This is a genomic window from Leptospira idonii (assembly GCF_004770995.1).
GTDB lineage: Bacteria > Spirochaetota > Leptospiria > Leptospirales > Leptospiraceae > Leptospira_A > Leptospira_A idonii.
The window spans coordinates 1-1,832 of the sequence record NZ_RQHW01000077.1; the positions used below are offsets into that span (position 1 = coordinate 1).

A 1,832-nucleotide genomic window follows, 5' to 3' on the forward strand; every position below is an offset into this window, starting at 1 on the left:
CAAAATTAGATCAGGAAGAAATCATTTAACCTAATAAAAGTTAGAAGAGTGTGACTGGCGAATACTATATTTGTACAGTCTATGAGCGGTAACTCCTCCAACATCGAAATCGCCACTTACTCCAACAGGCTTACCTTCATTTAATGCTTTTTTGATATTTTCAATCTTCCAACCTTCAATATTGGGTTTAAATTGAACAGGATTAGACCCTGGAATTGGAGTTTTATCAGGTTCCAAAAAAGTCATTGTTTGGCTATATTTATTTAAAACGAGCTTTAGATTATCATTGATCTGTAACTCTGTCCCCTTCTTAATCAAACCATCAATCTCAGCTTGCCGAATCTGGTCATCTACAAGCTGATATAATCCATTCTGAGAGACAGCTCCCATATATTGAGATAGCATCGCATTCGTTGTAGGAGCACACTCTGAACCTGGTCGAAGATTATATAGTTTCCCATCATCTCCTACATACCATTTATCAAATGTATTATCTCTCTGTGAATCATAGTAAACTTGATTCAAGATCACACCTTCACCATTCTTCAAGACAGTCACTTTTTCCGTACTGTTCTGCGTATCAATTCGATCCCCAAACTCTGCCACCAACTTTTCTGTAGTCAATCTAGCATAGTTTTCTCTTACATACTCTATCTTGGCAGTTGTATAATCTGCCGCTGCATTCGCCTTTGTAGTAGCCAATTCATTCTTTAGACTATTATAGATTTGTTTTTGCTCTGGTGTTGAGGTAGGTAAATTGAGTCCATTCTCCTTAGCAAACGTCTCTAACAATTTTTGTGATATGATTGAAGAATCATAATTAAAATAAGCATCCTTCAATAACTGTTTCCCTATTTTTTCCAATGTTTCACGAATCTTCTCTGGAGGCGTTCCTTCTGGAAACTCCAGCTTTAAGCTACCGCCTGCTTTGTAATCATTCACATTCGGATTTTCTATTGCATCTATAAATCTTTGCTGAATATCAACGGACGGGTTGGAAATATTTTGAGCATCTAAAGGTTTGACTGGTGCATTTCCAATTGGAAAACCTAACGTCTTCACCGCCGTCTTAAGAAAGCTCTGTAATGCCAGTTTTGCTTCTTCAAGTTTCTTCTGAGCTTCTTCCCAACTCTTAAGTTCAAAGACTCCTTTCGTCTTACCTATCGACTCAGCAAGTTCTGCATCTTTAATTTCCTGAGTTAAGCGATCATATTCTGCTCGCTTCTCGGGACTCAACTGTCCTCTAAACTGAGCATCAATCACTTCTCTTTCTGTAAGCTCTATTCCTGAGGATAATTTATATACTACCGTTCCATCTGCTTCCGTTCGGATTCTCGCTCCATCTAAGATGCTGTTGTCACCGTCTCCAATCAAGCTCCTTGCGGAATTCGTTCGAATTTCATCTCTACGGCCTGTTTCAGATATATATTCTTCCAAGCGATCCGCTCGGATCTTCACTTCAACCGTCTCTCCGTCCGCTGTCTTCTCAAGAACAGTTACATACTTATCTGCTGGAATCTCCGTTCCCTCTGGACTATAAGGGATTACTTCCGATATCTCATTCGGTGTATCATCTACGATTCTTTCTGTTGTTTGTGGCTTCACACTCGCGATCGGATTATCTTCTTCTCGTCTTCCTATTCCAAACAGTGCTAACCCTGCGAGAAATCCACTGCCTAGTGTAGATAAGGCTCCTAGTGCTATATCAGTTAGTGATGGTGCATTCACTAGTTTATCCAACATGTCTTCACGTACTGCTGGGTCTAGATTAGCGAGCTCCTCATCTGTTAATTTATATTTGTCTTTTAGCTTCTCGTTCTCTTCTCTAGTAT

At 39.5% G+C, this 1,832-nt stretch carries 1 pseudogene; it reads right to left on the reverse strand.

Annotated features, from left to right (window positions below):
• Nucleotides 1–30: 30 nt before the first annotated feature.
• Nucleotides 31–1,832, reverse strand: a pseudogene (locus EHS15_RS19180) (hypothetical protein); the annotation flags it as partial.